This window comes from Streptomyces sp. 2P-4 (assembly GCF_030167965.1).
In the GTDB taxonomy this organism is placed as follows: Bacteria; Actinomycetota; Actinomycetes; order Streptomycetales; family Streptomycetaceae; genus Streptomyces; species Streptomyces globosus_A.
Genome location: NZ_CP095011.1, coordinates 6569479 through 6586016, shown reverse-complemented (window position 1 = coordinate 6586016; position 16538 = coordinate 6569479). Strand labels below are relative to the sequence as shown.

The following is a 16538-nucleotide window of genomic DNA, read 5'->3' as shown; positions in this document are numbered from 1 at the left end:
CCTCTTGTGGGTGTCAGCGCAGGGCGTCGGTGAGCGCGTCCACGACCCGCTGCTGTTGCGCGGCGGTGATCTGCGGGAAGAGCGGGAGGGAGAGCATCCGCTCCGCGGCGAGTTCGGCGTGCGGGAAGTCCCCCCGGCCGTGGCCCAGGTGCCGGAAGGCGGGGGTGAGGTGGACGGGTGCCGGGTAGTGCACGCCGGCGCCGATGCCCTCCGCGTTCAGCTTCCCGACGACGGCGTCCCGGTCCGCTCCGGTGACGCGGACGACGTACAGGTGCCAGACGTGCACGTTGCCCCCGGCGGTGGCGGGCAGGGTGAGCCGCCCTGACTCCGCGAGGTCGGCGAGGAGCGCGTCGTAGCGTGCGGCGGCGGTACGGCGGGCCTCGTTGCCGGCGGCGAGCCGGGCGAGCTTCGCGCGCAGGACGACGGCCTGGAGGCCGTCCAGGCGGCTGTTGAACCCGGCCACGTCGTGCTGGTACTTGGCGGTGCCGCCGTGGTTGGCGAGGGCCCGCACCAGGTCGGCGGCGTCCGCGTCGTCGGTGACGACGGCGCCGGCGTCCCCGTACGCGCCGAGGTTCTTGCCCGGGTAGAAGCTGGTCGCGGCAATCGTGCCCCGGCCGGGCGGGCGCCCGGCCCGGGTGGCGCCCTGGCTCTGGGCGGCGTCCTCGACGATCCGGGCGTGCGCCGGGAGCTGCGCGGCGAGCTCGGCGGCGGGCGCGCACTGGCCGTACAGGTGGACGGGGACGACGGCGCGGGTGGCGGCGCCGACCGCGTCCAGGGCGGCCTGCGGGTCGATCAGCAGGGTGTCGGGCAGGCAGTCGACGAGGACGGGCCGGGCGCCGGTGCGGGCGACGGCGCCAGCGGTGGCGATGAAGGTGTTGGCGGGCAGGACGACCTCGTCGCCGGCGCCCGCTCCGGCGGCCCGCAGGGCCAGTTCCAGGGCGTCGGTGCCGTTGGCGGTGCCGACGCAGTGCGCGACGCCGGTGAAGGCCGCGTACTCGCGCTCGAAGGCGCGGACCTCGTCCCCGCCGATGAAGGCGGTGTCGGCCAGGACGCGGTCGAACCCGGCGCGGACCTCCTCCGCGACCTCGGCGTGGGCGGCCCTGAGGTCGACGAGCGGTATCCGGTTCATGCGTGTGTGCTCCCCATCGGTGTCTGCGGCCCGCGGCCGGTGTGCGGTGCGTGCGGCGGCGGCGACGCCTCGCCGGGTGCGTGCCGCGGTTCCCCGCGGCGCAGCTCGGCGAGGGCCGGGGGGCCGGCGTCGCGGAGTCGGCGGGCCGGGCTGCCGGCCCATACCTCGCCGGGCGGCACGTCGCCGAGGACGGTGCTCCCCATGCCGGTCAGCGACCAGGCGCCGACCGCGGTGTGCTCGCGGACGAGGGCGCCGGCGCCGACGTACGCTCCCCGCCCGATGCGGACGCCGCCGCCGAGGCGGACCCCGGAGGCGAGCGTGGCGAAGTCGGCGACGGTGTCGTCGTGGGTGAGGACGGTGTGCGGCATCACCGCGACGTGGGCGCCGACCCGGACGGCCGCGGTGAGCACGCAGTGTGCGAGCAGGACGGTGCCGGGGCCGGCCGCCGAGGACGCCGAGACGGCGGCCGTCGGGTGGACGACCGTCGCGTACCGGCTGTCGGGCAGCGCGAGGCGCCGTACGAGGCGGGCCCGGACTGCCTGGTCGCGGGGGCTGCCGGCGCAGACGACGACCTGCGCGTCCGGGTGGTCGTGGACGAGGTCGCAGCCGCCGAGGACGGGGGTGCCGTCGACGTCGGTGCCGTGCAGGGCGGGGTCGTCGTCGAGGTGCCCGGCGAGCCGCCACCGCGGGGTGCGGCCGGCGGCGAGGTCGGCGGCGGCCGCGTCGCGGACGGCCTGGGCGGTCTCGCGGGCGAACCCGCCCGCGCCGACGACGAGCAGGTCGGCGGGGGCGGTCATCCGCCCGCCTGCGCGTGCAGGACGGCCGCGACGCGGTCCTGCTGTGCGTGCGTCATGGTGTGGAAGAGCGGGAGGATCAGCGAGTTGCGGCTGATCCGCTCGGTGACGGGCAGCGGTGCGGCCGTGTGCCCGGCGTACGCGGGCTCCAGGTGGGCGGCCATGATGCCGCGCCGGGCCGAGATCCCGGCGTCGGCGAGCGCTTCGAGGAGGGCGTCGCGGCCGACGGGGAAGTCCTCGGCGAGCAGGACCCAGTACGACTGGAAGTTGCCCTCGCCGTGGGCGGGGTCGCGGACGGGGCGCAGGCCCGGGATCGGGGCGAGGAGCCGGGCGTAGCGGGCGGCCAGGGCGCGGCGCCGGGCGACGACGGCGTCGAGCCTGCCGAGTTGGACCAGGCCGACCGCGGCCTGGATGTCGGTCATCCGGTAGTTGTAGCCGACTTCCAGGTAGCTCTCGGCGACGGGTCTGCTGCTGGCGTGGCGCTGGGCGGCGGAGACGCTCATGCCGTGTTCGCGGAGCCTGCGCAGGCGCTCGGCCCGGGCTGCGTCGTCGGTGGTGACCATGCCGCCCTCGCCGGTGGTGATCACCTTGCGGGGGTGGAAGGACCAGGCGGCGATCAGGGCGCCCTGCCCCACGGACTTGCCGCCGACGGTGGCGCCGATGCCGCAGGCGGCGTCCTCGACGAGGGCGGTGCCCCAGTCGGCGCACGCGGCGCGCAGGGCGTGGACGTCGGCGGGGACGCCGCCCTGGTGGACGGCGAGGACGGCCTTGGTGCGCGGGGTGCGCACGGCGTCCACGGTCTGCGGGGTCAGGTTGCCGGTGGCTTCCTCGACGTCGGCGAAGACGGGGCGGGCGCCGGTGTAGAGGACCGCGTTGGCGGAGGCGATGAAGGACAGGGAGGGGACGACGACCTCGTCGCCGGGGCCGAGGTCGAGCGCGATGAGCGCCAGGTGCAGGGCGGTGGTGCACGAGCTGACGGCGATGCCGTGTTCGGCGCCGACCCGCTCGGCGAAGGCGCGCTCGAAGTCGGCGACGCGGGGGCCCTGGGCGACCCAGCCGGAGAGGACGGCGTCGGCGGCGGCGCGGGCCTCCTCCTCGCCGAGCCAGGGGACCATGACGGGGATGCGCTCGGGGGCGGTCACCGGCCGGCCTCCGGCCCGTCCTGGGCGGCGGCCGCGGCGGCGCGTTCGGTGCGCCACCAGTCGACGAGGTCCCGCAGGCCGGTGCGCAGGTCGATCGCGGCGGTGAAGCCGAGGCGTTCCGCGGCGCGCGAGGTGTCGGCGAGGCGGCGGGTGACCCCGTTCACGGCGCGGGCCGGGCCGTGCTCGGGGGCGGTGCCTTGGGCGCCCATGGCCTCCAGCAGGCCGGCGGCGAGCTCCAGGAGGCTCGTCTCGGTGCCGCTCGCGATGTTGAACACCTCGTCGGTGAGGTCCGATTCGGCGGCCAGCAGGTTGGCGCGGGCGATGTCCCGGACGTCGACGAAGTCCATGGTCTGCGTGCCGTCGCCGAGGATCAGCGGCGGCTCCCCCGCGGCGATGCGCTCCATCCACCGGATGAGCACCTCGGTGTACAGGCCGTGGATGTCCATGCGGGGGCCGTAGACGTTGAAGTAGCGCAGGGCGACGTAGTCGAGGCCGTACATGGCGTGGAAGCTGCGCAGCATGCCCTCGTTGAAGGCCTTGGCGGCGCCGTAGAAGGTGTCGTTGTTGTACGGGTGGTGGCGCTCGGTGGTGGGGAACTCCTCGGCGAGTCCGTAGACGGAGGCCGAGGAGGAGGCGACGACCTTGGACACGCCGGCGGCCGCGGCGGCCTCCAGGACGTTGAAGGTGCCGTCGACCAGGACCTCGTTGGCCAGGCGCGGCTCCTGCGCGCACTGGGTGATCCTGAGTGCGGCGAGGTGGAAGACCAGGTCGGCGCCCTCGGTCGCCTTGCGCACGGCGGCCGTGTCGCGGATGTCGCCCTCGCGGACGTCGACGACGCCGCTCGGCAGGGCTCGGGCCAGGTTCTCGGTGCGGCCCCGGACGAAGTTGTCGAGGACCACGACGTCGCGTGCCCCGTTGTCCACCAGCAGGTCGACCAGGTGCGAGCCGATGGTGCCCGCTCCTCCGGTGACCAGGATCCTCTTGCCTCGTACGCTGCTCAACGCCCTGCCCCCACTGGTTTCGATCATGTGCCGTGCTGTCCTTGCGGTGTGTGCGGTGCGGTGCCCGCCGTGTTCCGTGCGGCGGCCGTCAGCGGCCGGTGCGCAGGCCGACGACGGCGCCGTGGAACGCGAGGCTGCGGGAGGCCGCTTCGAGGATGTCGAGGACCCGGAGGCCGGCCCGGCCGTCGGTGAGGGCCGGGCGGCGGTGGCGGACGGCGGCGGCGAACTCCTCGACCATGGTGCGCAGGGCCTCCTTCTCGCCGAGGGCGGGGGCCACCATGTCGCCGGTGCGGTAGGAGACGAGTGCGTCGCGGCGCTGGTCCTCGCGGAGTTCCTGCGGGGCGGTGAGGTCGACGCCGCGGTCGTAGACGGCGACGCGCTGCGAGGGGTTGAGGTCGTCCCAGACGAGGGTGCGCTTGGAGCCGCCGACCATGGTGGTGCGGACCTTCACCGGGGACAGCCAGTTGACGTGGACGTGGGCGATCGCGCCGGTGTCGAGCTGGAGGGTGAGGTAGGCGACGCAGGACTGGCCGGCGCCGATCGGGTCGGCGCCGTGGGCGGCCACCGCGACGGGCCGGACGTTGTCCGGGAGGACGGAGTCGAGGACGGACAGGTCGTGCGGGGCGAGGTCCCACAGGACGTCCACGTCCCTCTGGACGAGGCCGAGGTTGATCCGGACGGAGTCGACGAACTGGATCTCGCCGAGCTCGCCGGAGCGGACCAGTTCGCGGATGCGGGCCACGGCCGGGGTGTAGCAGTAGGTGTGGTCGCACATGAGGGTCAGGCCGCGTTCCTCGGCCTCGGTGACCAGGCGCAGCCCGTCCTCGTACGTGGCGGCGAGGGGCTTCTCCACGAGGACGTGCTTGCCTGCGCGGAGGGCGGCGAGGGCGACGTCGAGGTGGGTGCCGGCCGGGGTGGCCACGGCGACGGCGTCGACGGCGGGGTCGGCGAGGACCGCCTCGTAGTCGGAGGTGGCCTGGACGGTGGAGTAGCCGCCGAGCACCTTCCGGGCGCGGTCGGCGTCCAGGTCGCACAGCCAGCGGAGCCGGAAGGCGGGGCTGGCCTGGAAGTTGCGTACGAGGTTGGGGCCCCAGTATCCGGCGCCGACGACGGCGACGCCTAACGGCTCGTGCGGCGCCGGCTCCCGGCCGGCGGGCGCCCCGTCCGGCGCGGCCTCCCGGGCCTGCTGCTGGGCGGTGTCCTTGGCGGTGCCCTTCACGGTGGTTCCCCTTCCCTGCGCACGCCCGGCTGGCGTGTCGACGACCCATGGCCGGGTGGCGTGCGAAGGAAGGGGGTGCCGTGCCCGCCTGCGGGCACACCGGACGCCTGTGCGGCCCGTGCGCGACCCGTTCGACGGCGGTACCCCCCGCGGCCGATGCCGACGCGGGGCCACGCGGCTGCGGTGTGCTTCCGCGGCCGCGGTGTTCCCGCGTTTCCCCTGCCCCCCGGCCGTCCGGCACCCCTCGCGCCGGCCCGGCCCCGGAATCGGACGGCCCGTTCCCCCGAGCCGCCGAAACCGATCGTTCCCCAACTTCCCCGATGCGGCCGGACTGCGGCGCTGCCGTTGGCGCGCCCGGTCCGGCCGGCTGCGTTCAATCTAGACCACGGGCCTTGCGTGCGGGGGGAGTTGGCGGAAACACCCGGCACCGGTGTGCGGGCGTGGGCATACTCGCGGAGTGACCAGCATCGTGATACCGGCGCACAACGAGGCCCGGGTCATCGGCCGCCTCCTCGACGCGCTCCTGTCGGACGCCGCTGCCGCCGGGGCGGGCCCAGGGCCCGACATCGTGGTGGTCTGCAACGGGTGCACCGACGACACCGCCGCAGTGGCAGGCGCCCGCGGCCCCCGGGTCCGGGTGGTGCAGACGCCGGCGCCGGGCAAGCACGGGGCGCTCCGGCTCGGCGACGAGCACGCCAGGGGCTTCCCCCGGCTGTACGTCGACGCGGACGTCGTGCTGCGCGCGGCGGACGTACGGGCGCTGGAGGCGGCCCTGGCCGACGGGCGGGGGGTGCTGGCGGCGGCTCCGGGCCGGGACCTGCCTCTGGCGGGCTGCGCCTGGGCGGTGCGCGCCTACTACCGGGTGTGGCAGCTGCTCCCGGCGGTCCGGGAGGGGCTGTTCGGGCGGGGGGTCATCGCGGTGACCGAGCAGGGGCACGCGCGGATCGCGGCGCTCCCGCCGGTGATGGCGGACGACCTGGCGGCGTCGCTGGCGTTCGCGCCCGCCGAGCGGCGCATCGTCGAGGAGGCGCGGGTCGTGGTCAGCCCGCCGCGCACGTGGGGCGACCTGCTCAGGCGGCGGATCAGGGCGGCGACCTCCTCGGCGGAGCTGGAGCGGGCCCAGGCGGCGGCGCGCGCCGCCGGGGGCGGCAGCGGCGGGGCCGCGCCGTCCGCGCGCACCGGGACCGCGGACCTGCGGGCGCTGGTCCGGGCGCAACCGGGCCTGCTGCCGGCGGTCGGCGTGTTCCTGGTGGCGGCCGTCGCCGCCCGCCGCGGCGCGCGCCGGGCGATCCGGGCGGGGGACTTCTCCACCTGGCTGCGCGACGAGAGCAGCCGCGAGGGCTGAGCGCACGCGGGCCGGGCCGCCGCCTCGGGAGGCGAAATCCGGCCTCGGGAAGGCCCGTTGGCCATTGCATCCGTCGGGGCCGCACGGCGCCCGCCGGTCGCCTAGGGTGCGACCGTACGCACGAGTGACGCAGATCCCGTCGGCCCCAGGAGCCGTACAGCATGTACCTCGCGGACCGCTCCGCGCCCGCCGGCGCGAAGGGTGCAGGCGGCGCCGCCCGGCGCCGGGCCGCTGCCCCGACCGTCCTCGCGCTGGGCGCGGTGAGCCTGGTCACCGACGTGTCCTCCGAGATGGTCGCGGCCGTGCTGCCGCTGTACCTGGTGGCGGGGCTGGGCCTGAGTCCGCTCGGGTTCGGCGCGCTCGACGGCGTCTACAACGGGGTGGGCGCGCTGGTGCAGTTGGCCGGCGGGCACCTCGCGGACCGGGTCCGCAGCCACAAGCTGGTCGCGGGCCTCGGGTACGCCCTGTCGGCGGTGTGCAAGCCGCTGCTGCTGTTCGCACACGGCCTGGGCCCGGTGGCGCTGGTCCTCGCCCTGGACCGGACCGGGAAGGGGCTGCGGACCGCCCCGCGGGACGCGCTGATCTCCCTGGCCGCGCCCGCGGGGGCGCAGGGGCGGGCCTTCGGCGTACACCGGGCGATGGACACCACGGGGGCACTGCTCGGTCCCCTCGCGGCATTCCTCGTCCTGAGCGCGGCCGTCGGCGGGTACGATGCCGTGTTCGGGGTCAGTGCGTGCGTCGCCGCCCTGGGCGTCGTCGTCCTGGTGCTGTTCGTCCCGTCGGGGCGCGCGGCGGCCGTGCCCGGCGCCGGATCCGCGGTCCGACCGGGCGGGGCGGGGCCGCGCGGGCCCGGCCTGCGGGAGGCGGCGGCGCTGCTGCGGCGGCCGCGGCTGCGGTCCCTGGCGGTGTGCGCGGCCCTGCTGGGCCTGACCACCGTCAGCGACGCCTTCCTGTACCTGCTGCTCCAGGACCGCACCGGCCTGGGCGAGCGGTGGTTCCCGCTGCTGCCGCTGGGCACGGCGGCGGTGTTCCTGCTGCTCGCGGTGCCCGCGGGGGCGCTCGCGGACCGGATCGGGCGCCGTGCGGTCTTCCTGGCCGGGCACGCCCTGCTGCTCGCCGCGTACGGCCTGCTGCTGTGGGCGCCCGACTGGCAGGCGCTGCCGCTGCTGGTGCTGGGGCTGCACGGCCTGTTCTACGCCGCCACCGACGGGGTGCTCCCGGCAGCGGTGGCCGGGGCCGTGCCGGACGGCCTGCGGGCCACCGGAATGGCGCTCGTCGGCACCGGCCAGGCGCTGGCCCGCTTCGGCTGCTCCCTCGCCTTCGGCGCCGCGTGGACGGTGTGGGGCGGCGGTACGGCGCTCGCCGCGGCAGCGGCCGGCCTGTGCTGCTGTGCGGCGTTCGCCTGGCGTGCGCTCCGCCCCGACGGCCGCGGGCGCCGGCCCTCCGCCCCCTGACCGCCTTCCCCCGCCCCCTGATCCCGAGCACCCCGAGGAACCCCATGACCCGCTCCCGCCGGCTGCTGCTCCTCCTGGCGGCCGTCCTGCTCCTCGGCGGCGCCGGCACGGCGGTCGTGCTGCGCGCCGCCGACCGCGCCGGGCAGACCCGGCCGGGCGACCCGGTCGCGGCCCCGGGGAGCGTCGCCCTGGACGGCGGCGGCAGGCTGGTCTTCGTCAACGGGGCCCCGGGGCCGCACCTCGGGGCCGTGGTGTCGGTGCCCGGCGGGGAGCCGCGGGCCGCGCGGACCGCGTCGGGGCTCACCTGCCGGCGGTTCCATGCGGCGGGCGGCACCGGCGTGTGCCTGAGCTCCGCCCCGGGGGCGCTCGCGCAGGACAACCGGGCCGTGATCGTGGACTCCGGGCTGCGCCCGGTCCGCAGCTTCCCGCTCGCGGGGACGCCCTCGCGGGCGCGGATGTCCCCCAGCGGGCGGTTCGCCGCCTGGACGGTCTTCGTCAGCGGGGAGTCGTACGGTTCGGCGTTCTTCTCGACCCGGACGGCGATCGCGGACACCCGGACGGGCGCGCTGGAGCCGGACCTGGAGAAGTTCTCCATCACGATGGACGGCCGGCCCTACAGTGCGGCGGACGTGAACTTCTGGGGTGTGACGTTCAGCAGGGACGACGACACCTTCTACGCCACGCTGGCCACGGCGGGGCAGGCGCACCTGGTCAGGGGCTCGATCTCACGGCGCAGCGTCACGGCCCTCGCCCGGAACGTGGAGTGCCCGTCGCTGTCGCCGGACGAGACGCGGATCGCCTACAAGAAGCGGGTGCAGCGGGGGGCTTCGCTGTGGCGCGAGCACGTGCTCGACCTGCGGACGCTGCGCGAGCAGCCGCTTGCGGAGAAGCGGAGCGTGGACGACCAGGCGCTGTGGCTCGACGACCGCACGCTGGCGTACGGGCTCCCGGCCGGCGATGCGGCCGACACGACGGACCTGTGGACGGTGCGGGCGGACGGTTCGGGTGAACCGCGCCTGCTGGCGCCTGCGGCCTCCTCGCCGAGCCGCCCCGTCTCGTGACGGAGGCGGATCGGTACCTTCCGCCACTCGAACGGCGCCCGCAGCCGGTCATATGATCCGCCCTTACACCCGCTCCTTTACCCAACCGAGATATTCCAGGGCGTGTCCGAAAACAGCGCCTGCGCGTACGTCGGAGAACAATGGGCGCTCGTCGGGAGCCGTTACGCATGTCACTTCGATGAACTGCCGTGGAAAGCGGTGGCTGTTCAACATGAATGCGAAGGGATCACGATTGACGAACGCCGGAGTGGAAAGACCGAGGCCGTACGGAGGCCGCATTGCAGGACGTCGAGCCCCCCAGGGGTGCGCCTTCTTCCTCATAGTGGCGGTGGCCACCGTCTCCGTACCGGCCACACCGGCCCACGCGGCCTCCCCGTACGGCGCGAAAGCCGTCGCGGTGGCCGCGTCCAAGGAAGGCGCCCCTTACGTGTACGGCGCCACCGGACCCCGGCACTTCGACTGCTCGGGCCTCACGCTCTACGCCTTCCGGAAGGCGGGGCGGAAACTCCCCCGCACGGCGGACCAGCAATACGACAGCACGCAGCACATTTCGCGCCGCCAGCGCGCTCCGGGCGATCTCGTCTTCTTCCCCAAGGGGGCGACGATGAGCCATGTGGGAATCTACGCCGGCCACAACAAGATCTGGCACGCGCCCAGGCCCGGCACCCGCGTACGGCTCGAACGCATCTGGACGAGCAAGGCCCGCTACAGCCGGGCCAATTGACCGCACCCCCCTCGTAACCGCCCGCACGCCGTGGCGCATCCCTGCCCGAAAACGCCGCTGTTCGGCAGCCGCCGGGATGCGTGAGCCCATGGCACCCGACACGGCGCGGTGTTGGCCGTGCCGACGCCCCCTGCTCATCCGGAGCGGGGCGCGGACCGCCCGTGACCGGGGCGGCGCGGCGTGCCGGGCGGGGCCCGCAGCACCCAGCCGACGAGCCGTACGGCGGCGCCGCCCGCCAGCCGGATGCACCTGCGCTCGAACGGGAGCCTCGGGCGCAGTCCCAGCTCGGCGCGGGCCCATTCGGGGAGCAGGTCCACGGCGGCCGCGGCGAGCGCCGCGTAGGGCGGCCGCAGCGGCCACGGCACCGGCGGGCGGCGCAGCAGGAACCGGGCCGCCTCCCGGGCCTGCGGGGTGCCGCGCAGCTGCGGGCGGTAAGCCCGGAGGCGGGCGCCGAGCTCGGCCACGGTGCAGGGCGGCTCCCGCACGCCGAGCGCGGCGCCCACGCGCGCCATCCCGGCGACGTACTCGTCCTGTTCGGCCGGGCCGAGCCTGCGGGCCCCGTAGCGCTGGTGCGCGCCGAGGAAGCAGCTGACCTCGGCGTCGTGCACCCACTCCAGCAGGACCGGGTCGGCGGCCGTGTACGGCTCCCCGCCGGGCGCGGTGCCGTGCACCGTCCGGTGGACGGCCCTGACGCGGTCGACGGCGCGCTGCGCGTCCTCGGCGGTGCCGTAGGTGGTGAAGGCGAGGAAGGTGCTGATGCTCTGGAGCCGTCCCCACGGGTCCTCGCGGTAGTCGGAGTGCTCGGCGACCGCCGCCATGGCCAGCGGGTGCAGGGACTGCAGGAGCAGGGCGGCGAGCCCGCCGACGAAGAGCGCGGCGTCGGCGTGGACGCGCTGGACAGGCCCGTCCGCGGGGAACCAGCGCGGGCCGGGGGTGAGGTGGATCCGGTCCCGGTTCTCCGGGCCGGACGGTCCCGCCACCCGCCGGAAGAGCGCCTCGCCCATGCGGGTCCTGGTGTGTGCGACGGCGGACCGCCACTGCCGCCCCATGGGGGCATTATCCCCCGGGGCGGTGGTCCCCGGTCAGGAGAAGGCGCCGGCGCGCGCGGCCGCGGCGGCGGCCCGGGCGGCCCGGCGCGGCAGGCCGGGGTCGGGGGCACTGCGCAGCAGCAGGAGTTCCTGGTAGACGGGGGCGGTGGCGGTGACGAGCAGGGCGCGGACGGCGCCGGCCCCCGGGGCGGGCGGGCCGAGCTCTCCGCGGGCGGCGGCGCGGTCGGCGAGTACGGCGCAGCGGGCGTACCGGTCCTCCCAGAACCGGCTGAGGGCGCCGGCGGCCTCCGGGGAGCGGAACGAGGCGGCGATCAGGGCGGCGGTCAGGCCGGGGCCGGCGGCGAGGGCGTCGTAGACCTCCTGGTTGAGGGCGGTGAGGTCGCCCTCCAGGGAGCCCGTGTCCGGGGGCGTCCAGGTGTCGTCGGCCGCGGCGTCGAGGAGGTCCGCGAGGAGGCCGCCCACGTCGCGCCAGCGCCGGTAGACGGTGGTGCGGTGGACGCCCGCGCGGAGGGCGACCGCGTCGACGGTCAGGCCGTCGTACCCGGCTTCGAGGAGGACCGCGCCGACGGCTTCGAGGACCTGGGTGCGGACGCGGGCGCTGCGGCCGCCGGTGCGGCGGCGCACGGGCCGAACGGCATCGGGCGCGGCACCGGGTGCGCCGGGGCCGGGATCGCTGCTTGCGGAGGTGCCGGATTCCATGGCAGCATCCTAACGCAACATTCGTCGATTTAAGGAGCTTCCCGTGCTCACTCCCCGCACCCCCCGCCGCGCCGCCGCCCCCGCCCGGCCCCTCCCCGACCCCCTGGAGCCGCTCCGTGACCGCACAGCTCACCGCCCTTGACGTCACCAAGGCCTACGACGGCCGCACCGTCCTCGACTCCGTCACCTGCTCCGTGCCCGCCGGCACCCGCCTGGGCATCGTCGGAGAGAACGGTTCCGGCAAGTCCACCCTGCTGCGCCTCCTCGCCGGAGCGGAGCGCCCCGACCGCGGCGAGGTCATCGCCCGCGCCGACGGCGGCATCGGGCACCTCCCCCAGGAGGAGCACCTCCCGCCGCACCTGACCGTCCGGCAGGTCGTCGACCGCGCCCTGGCCGAACTCCGCACCATGGAGCGGGACATGCGCCGCCTGGAGGCGCGCATGGCCGAAGGCGCCGGCGACGAACCCGCCGTGCTCTCCGCGTACGCCGACCTCCTCACCGCCTTCGAACTGCGCGGCGGCTACGAGGCCGGCGCCCGCCTCGAACGCGCCCTGCACGGCCTCGGCCTGGCGGGACTCCCCCGGGACCGCACCGTCGGCGGCCTCTCCGGCGGCGAGCAGGTCCGCCTCCGCCTGGCCGCCCTCCTCGCCGCGGGCCCCGAAGTCCTGCTGCTCGACGAGCCCACCAACCATCTCGACGGCCCCGCCCTCGCCTGGCTGGAGGACCACCTGCGCGCCCGACGCGGCACCACGGTCGCCGTCTCCCACGACCGCGCCTTCCTCGAACGGGTCGCCACCGCCCTGCTGGAGGTCGACGGCGACCGGCACACCGCCACCCGCCACGGCACCGGCTACGCCGGCTACCTCGCGCAGCGCGCCGCCGACCGGCAGCGCCGCGCCGACGCGCACCGGCAGTGGGCCGAGGAGGTGGCCCGGCTGCGCGAGACGGCCGCGACCACCGCCCGCCGCGTCGCCCCGGGCAGGGCGGCCAAGGACGGGAACAAGATGGCCTACGACCGGGCCGCCGGCCGGGTGCAGCAGTCCCTGGCGAGCCGGGTCCGCAATGCCGAGGAGCGCCTCGCGCGGCTGCTCGCCCGTCCGGTGCCCGCCCCGCCCGACCCGCTGTCCTTCACCCCGGCCCTGCCCCGCGGCGCCGGCCGGCCGGGCGAGCTGCTGCGCGCCGAAGCGGTGCACGTCGCCGGGCGGCTGTCGCCGGTCTGCCTCACGGTCGGCGCCGGCGCCCGCCTCCTCGTCACCGGACCGAACGGGGCCGGCAAGAGCACCCTCCTCGGCGTCCTCGCCGGCACGGTGCCCGCGGACGGCGGGCGCGTGCACCGGTACGGCCGGACCGGCCTCCTGGCCCAGCACGCGCCTGCCGGGCCGCGGGGGCGCACCCTGCTCGCCGCGTACGCGGACGGCCGCCCCGGCACGGCCGAGGAGCACGCCGAGCGGCTGCTGGCGCTCGGCCTGTTCCACCGGGACCGGCTGCACGTGCCCGCCGCATCCCTGTCGGCGGGGCAGCGGCAGCGGCTGGCGCTCGCCCGGCTCCTCGCCGAACCGGCGGACGTCCTCCTGCTGGACGAGCCGACGAACCACCTCTCCCCCGCGCTGGCCGAGGAGTTGGAGGAGGCACTGGCCTCCTTCGCCGGAGCGGTGGTCCTCGTGAGCCACGACCGGGCGCTGCACGCCCGCTGGCGCGGCGACCGACTCGAACTCGCCCCTGCCGCGCCCGGCTTCACCGCCGCCCCGCCTGCCGCCCGTGCCGCCGCGCGGCCCGGGCGCCGCCTGCGCGAGCCGATGGCCCGGCCGGCGTGAACCCGGCGGGCCGTCCGCATCCGTACGGCCCGCCGGAACGTCCGCCCGGGCGCGTCCGCCCGTACCGATCCGAAGGGAAGCCGCCCTGCACCGGACCACCGCAGCCCGCACCGCAACCGCCCCCGCAACCGTCCCCCGCCCCGAGGAGGGCTCGCCCCGCATGGCCTCCCCCCGTCTGCGCACCTTCCCCGTCTCCGATCCCGCGGCCGGCCCCTACGCGCTCGCCGCCGGCCCCGACGGCGCGCTGTGGTGCACCCTCGTCCACGCCGGGCGGATCGCCCGGCTGCCCGCCGCCGGGCTCTCGGGCGGCGGCCCGGCCGCGGTCGAGGAGTTCCCGCTCGACGACGCCGGCTGCGGGCCCTCGCTGATCACCGCGGGCCCGGACGGCGCCCTGTGGTTCACCCGCATGCGGGACGACCGCATCGGCCGCATCTCCACCGACGGCTGCGTCCGCTCCTTCCCCCTCCCCGCCGCGGGCCGGGGGCCTGCCGCCGCTCCGTACGGCATCGCCGCGGGCGCCGACGGGGCGCTCTGGTTCACCCTGTCCGCGGCCGGGCGGATCGGGCGGATCACCACCGGCGGCGAGGTCGCCGAGTTCCCGCTGCCGCAGGCCGACGCCTTCCCCGCCTTCATCGCCGCCGGGCCGGACGGGGCGCTCTGGTTCACCCTCCACCGGGCCGGCGCCGTCGGCCGGATCACCACCGGCGGCGACCTCTCCGTGTACCCGCTGCCGGATCCGGACTGCGGACCGGTCGGTCTGACGGCCGGCTCCGACGGCGCCCTGTGGTTCACCGAGATCGCCGCCGGCCGGATCGGGCGCATCACCACCGGCGGCGAGGTCAGGGAGTTCCTGCTGCCCGATCCGGGCTGCCGGCCGCACGCCGTCACCGCCGGCCCGGACGGCGCGTACTGGTTCACCGAGTGGGCGACGGGCCGCATCGGCCGGCTCTCTCCCGAGGGCCGGGCGGCCGCGTACGAGCTGCCCGGCACCGGCAGCGAGCCGCACGGCCTGGCCTTCGGAGCGGACGGCGCCCTGTACGCGGCCCTGGAGCACGGCGCGATCGCCCGCCTCGACCCGGCCGGAGCGTGAGGCGCGGCCGGGTCACCCGTCGACCGGCGGGCGGGCCCCGGTCACTCCTGCGGGTGGTGGCGCGCAACCTCTCCCCCGCTGCGCTGTTGCACTGCATGCACGGGCAACAGCAACCCCCACTACGAACAGGAACACGATGCTCAAGAAGGCCGCCAACACGGTCGTCGTCGCCGCCTCCCTCCTCGGCGCGGGCGCCGCTCTGGCCACCCCGGCCATGGCCATCGGCAACGACAACGGCATCAACACCGTGAACGGCAACAACGCCGCGCAGATCTACGGCAACCAGAAGACCGAGGGCGCGATGAGCCCGCAGGCCTCCCTGGTGCAGGGCTCGCTCAACAAGCCGTGCCTCGGCGTGCCGGTGAAGGTGAACGCGCAGTCGCTGGTCGCCATCCTGGCCAACGTCGGCGTCCAGGACGTCAACGTCCTGTCCAACCCGATGAACCAGCAGTGCGCCGAGAACTCCACCCAGGCCAAGGGCGACGAGTCCCTCTCGCACATCCTCAGCAACATCCCCGTCCTCTCCGGCAACCTCTCCGCCGGCAGCTGAGGCGCGCCCACCGCGCACCCGGCCCCGGTCCCGCCCCGCACCACGCGGGGCCGGGGCCGGGGCCGGCCGCCGTCAGGGGGCGTGGCCGTCCTCGCGGGCCCGGTGGGCCAGGTCGATCTTCGTGTAGGCGGGGCGGCCCGCCTCCCGGTACTTCTCCTTCACCCGGTCCAGGTAGAACTTGGCCGTGTTGGGGCTGATGCCGGCGCGGCGGGCCGTCGCCTTGAGGGTCAGCCCGGAGGCGTAGTACCGCAGCACCTCCAGCTCCCGGGGGGCCAGCCTGGGGCGGTCGGCGGCCGTGTCGTGGACCCACGCGAAGGCCAGTTCGGGCGAGTGAGCCGTGCCGCCCGCGGCCACGGCGGCGACGGCCTCGACCAGGGTCGGCAGGTCGTGGTCCTTGGTGAGGTAGCCGTCGGCGCCCGCGGCGACCGCGGAGACGATCCGGGGGCGGTCCGCGACCGTGCTGATGACCAGGACCCGGGGGCCGGCCGCCCGGACCCGGCGCACGTTGTCCTCCGGTACGGAGCCGTCGCGCAGGAGGAGGTCGAGGAGCACCACCTCGGCGGTGCGGCCCGGCCCGGCGAGGAGGTCCCCGACGGTGGGGACCGCGGCGAGCAGCCGCAGCCGGTCTGTCCCGGCCAGCCAGGAGCGCAGTCCGTCCAGCAGCATCCGGTCGTCGTCGACCGCCGCCACCGTGACCGCGCCGGTCACCGCGCCGTCCACCCGCACCCCCGCAAACGAACCCCCCGGTGGTATACCCCCCTGAATGGGCGGGTACCGGGTGATCAGTTGATCTCGCTACGTTCAGGGCGTCAAGAAGGTCTTGAGACAGGAGAGATCACGTGACCGGCAAGTCTGTTCGGTGGGGCGGGGGCGGTCTGCTGGCCGCGCTCGCAGGCCTGTTCGTCCTGCTCCTTCCGGCGCCGGCCTCGGCGTCGGCCTCCGCGGACCCGGGGGTGTACTACACCACCAGCTTCCGCAGCGCCTACACGTACACCCTGAAGCCGCCGAGCGGGAAGTGCCTCGACATGCAGGGCGGCGGACGGCCCGCTCCGGGGAAGGTCATCCAGACGTTCGACTGCAAGACCGCCCTGCACCAGCGGTTCACGTTCCACCAGGGCGGCAACGGCACCTTTGCGATCGGCATCTTCGGGGTGTACTGCCTCACGCCGCAGGGCGGCGCGGTCCCCGGTGCTCCGCTCGTCGTCGGCACCGGCAGCGGCTGCGGTGTCTTCACCTGGCGCAACTCCCCGGTTGCCGGGGACCGCTGGGAGCTCGTCGAGGCGACCTCGGGCCAGTGCCTGCGGGACACCGGCCGGCGGTCCCCCGTGGTGCTGGGCGCCTGCGGGGCCGGCGAGTCCGCCTGGAGCCCCGTCTACGCGGGGGTCTACAACTACGACCAGTTCGGCCGGGCGGCCGCGGCCTGAATCCGGTGAACGGCGGCGCGGCACGGCGGGTTTCGACCCCGCC

Annotated in this window: 16 protein-coding genes; 8 read left to right on the top strand and 8 right to left on the bottom strand. The window is 76.1% G+C overall.

Annotation, left to right across the window (positions count from 1 at the left end; translation table 11 throughout):
* Positions 1-13: 13 nt before the first annotated feature.
* The 5 genes from MUK52_RS29330 to MUK52_RS29310 all read right to left on the bottom strand — a co-directional run bounded on the left by MUK52_RS29330 (position 14) and on the right by MUK52_RS29310 (position 5285).
* Positions 14-1129: a DegT/DnrJ/EryC1/StrS family aminotransferase gene (locus MUK52_RS29330; RefSeq protein ID WP_284581448.1), complete on the bottom strand. Its 1116-nt coding sequence runs from the start codon at positions 1127-1129 to the stop codon at positions 14-16.
* On the bottom strand, positions 1126-1926 hold the full coding sequence (locus tag MUK52_RS29325) for a NeuD/PglB/VioB family sugar acetyltransferase (RefSeq protein ID WP_284581447.1): 801 nt from the start codon (positions 1924-1926) through the stop codon (positions 1126-1128). Before MUK52_RS29325 ends, MUK52_RS29330 begins: the two co-directional genes overlap by 4 nt.
* Positions 1923-3065: a DegT/DnrJ/EryC1/StrS family aminotransferase gene (locus MUK52_RS29320; protein WP_284581446.1), complete on the bottom strand. Its 1143-nt coding sequence runs from the start codon at positions 3063-3065 to the stop codon at positions 1923-1925. Before MUK52_RS29320 ends, MUK52_RS29325 begins: the two co-directional genes overlap by 4 nt.
* The gene (locus MUK52_RS29315; RefSeq protein ID WP_246042591.1) at positions 3062-4066 is read right to left on the bottom strand and encodes an NAD-dependent epimerase/dehydratase family protein; all 1005 of its coding nucleotides are present in this window, start codon (positions 4064-4066) and stop codon (positions 3062-3064) included. The genes MUK52_RS29320 and MUK52_RS29315 overlap by 4 nt, the downstream gene beginning before the upstream one ends.
* Positions 4067-4154: 88 nt before the next feature.
* Positions 4155-5285, bottom strand: coding sequence for a Gfo/Idh/MocA family protein (locus MUK52_RS29310; protein WP_284581445.1), 1131 nt, complete (start codon positions 5283-5285; stop codon positions 4155-4157).
* Positions 5286-5742: 457 nt separating this feature from the next.
* Between MUK52_RS29310 and MUK52_RS29305 the strand changes: the two genes are divergently transcribed.
* The 4 genes from MUK52_RS29305 to MUK52_RS29290 all read left to right on the top strand — a co-directional run bounded on the left by MUK52_RS29305 (position 5743) and on the right by MUK52_RS29290 (position 9869).
* Complete coding sequence (locus tag MUK52_RS29305; RefSeq protein WP_114056151.1) at positions 5743-6630, top strand: glycosyltransferase family 2 protein; 888 nt, start codon at positions 5743-5745, stop codon at positions 6628-6630.
* A gap of 161 nt (positions 6631-6791) precedes the next feature.
* Complete coding sequence (locus MUK52_RS29300; protein WP_114056152.1) at positions 6792-8084, top strand: MFS transporter; 1293 nt, start codon at positions 6792-6794, stop codon at positions 8082-8084.
* A 44-nt stretch (positions 8085-8128) separates the two neighbouring features.
* Positions 8129-9145, top strand: a complete 1017-nt coding sequence (locus tag MUK52_RS29295) for a TolB-like translocation protein (RefSeq protein ID WP_114058732.1) — start codon at positions 8129-8131, stop codon at positions 9143-9145.
* A gap of 328 nt (positions 9146-9473) precedes the next feature.
* Positions 9474-9869 carry a C40 family peptidase gene (locus tag MUK52_RS29290; RefSeq protein WP_284581444.1) on the top strand — a complete coding sequence of 132 codons (396 nt, stop codon included), beginning with the start codon at positions 9474-9476 and terminating at the stop codon, positions 9867-9869.
* A gap of 134 nt (positions 9870-10003) precedes the next feature.
* Here the strand turns inward: MUK52_RS29290 and MUK52_RS29285 are convergent, their stop codons facing one another.
* Positions 10004-10918 (bottom strand): oxygenase MpaB family protein, encoded by a 915-nt coding sequence (locus MUK52_RS29285; protein WP_114056154.1) that lies wholly within the window; start codon positions 10916-10918, stop codon positions 10004-10006.
* Positions 10919-10951: 33 nt separating this feature from the next.
* Complete coding sequence (locus MUK52_RS29280) at positions 10952-11617, bottom strand: TetR/AcrR family transcriptional regulator (protein ID WP_284581443.1); 666 nt, start codon at positions 11615-11617, stop codon at positions 10952-10954.
* Positions 11618-11733: 116 nt separating this feature from the next.
* On the opposite strand from MUK52_RS29280, the gene MUK52_RS29275 reads away from it, so the two are divergent.
* From MUK52_RS29275 to MUK52_RS29265, 3 genes are all read left to right on the top strand, one after another.
* On the top strand, positions 11734-13431 hold the full coding sequence (locus MUK52_RS29275) for an ABC-F family ATP-binding cassette domain-containing protein (RefSeq protein ID WP_284581442.1): 1698 nt from the start codon (positions 11734-11736) through the stop codon (positions 13429-13431).
* A 160-nt stretch (positions 13432-13591) separates the two neighbouring features.
* Complete coding sequence (locus MUK52_RS29270; protein WP_114056157.1) at positions 13592-14521, top strand: Vgb family protein; 930 nt, start codon at positions 13592-13594, stop codon at positions 14519-14521.
* Between the two features lie 136 nt (positions 14522-14657).
* Positions 14658-15071 (top strand): rodlin, encoded by a 414-nt coding sequence (locus MUK52_RS29265; RefSeq protein WP_114056158.1) that lies wholly within the window; start codon positions 14658-14660, stop codon positions 15069-15071.
* A gap of 72 nt (positions 15072-15143) precedes the next feature.
* On the opposite strand, the gene MUK52_RS29260 is transcribed toward MUK52_RS29265, so the two are convergent.
* On the bottom strand, positions 15144-15779 hold the full coding sequence (locus tag MUK52_RS29260; RefSeq protein ID WP_114058733.1) for a LuxR C-terminal-related transcriptional regulator: 636 nt from the start codon (positions 15777-15779) through the stop codon (positions 15144-15146).
* 131 nt (positions 15780-15910) lie between these two features.
* Between MUK52_RS29260 and MUK52_RS29255 the strand changes: the two genes are divergently transcribed.
* The gene (locus MUK52_RS29255) at positions 15911-16495 is read left to right on the top strand and encodes an RICIN domain-containing protein (protein ID WP_114056159.1); all 585 of its coding nucleotides are present in this window, start codon (positions 15911-15913) and stop codon (positions 16493-16495) included.
* The last annotated feature ends 43 nt before the right edge of the window (positions 16496-16538 follow it).